Source organism: Streptomyces carpinensis (genome assembly GCF_002154505.1).
In the GTDB taxonomy this organism is placed as follows: domain Bacteria; phylum Actinomycetota; class Actinomycetes; order Streptomycetales; family Streptomycetaceae; genus Streptomyces; species Streptomyces carpinensis.
In genome coordinates this window covers 486-1,085 of the sequence record NZ_MUBM01000656.1, presented here as the reverse complement: position 1 = coordinate 1,085, position 600 = coordinate 486, and the positions used below count along the sequence as shown (strand labels likewise).

Sequence of the window (600 nt, the reverse complement as noted above, 5' to 3'; positions counted from 1 at the left end):
ACTTCGGCGAGTTCGCTGATCGGCAGGTCCTCGCCGCAGCCGATGTTGACCGGGCCGTCGCCGTCGTAACGTTCCAGGAGCAGGGCGCAGGCCGCGGCCACGTCGTCGACGTGCAGGAACTCCCGGCGCGGGGTGCCGGTGCCCCACAGCACGACCTCCGGCGCGCCGCTGACGCGGGCCTCGTGGAAGCGGCGGATGAGCGCGGGCAGCACGTGCGAGGTGGCCAGGTCGAAGTTGTCGCCGGGACCGTAGAGGTTGGTCGGCATGGCGCTGATGTACGAGGCGCCGTACTGGCGGCGGTAGGACTGCACCTGGGTGATGCCGGCGATCTTGGCGATGGCGTAGGCCTCGTTGGTCGGCTCCAGCGCGCCGGTGAGCAGCGACTCCTCGCGGATGGGCTGCTCGGCGTGCTTGGGGTAGATGCAGGACGAGCCGAGGAACAGCAGGCGCGGGACGCGGGCGGTGTGCGCGCCGGCGATGACGCTCAGCTGGATCCGCAGGTTGTCCTCCAGGAACTGCACCGGTTGGGTGCTGTTGGCCATGATCCCGCCCACCTTGGCGGCGGCCAGCACGACGGCGTCCGGGCGGGCGTCGCGCAGG

At 71.3% G+C, this 600-nt stretch carries 1 protein-coding gene; it reads right to left on the bottom strand.

Features of this window, described 5'->3' with window-relative positions; genetic code table 11:
- On the bottom strand, positions 1–600 hold a 600-nt coding region (locus tag BZY54_RS47600; protein WP_143668411.1), incomplete at both ends, for an NAD-dependent epimerase/dehydratase family protein.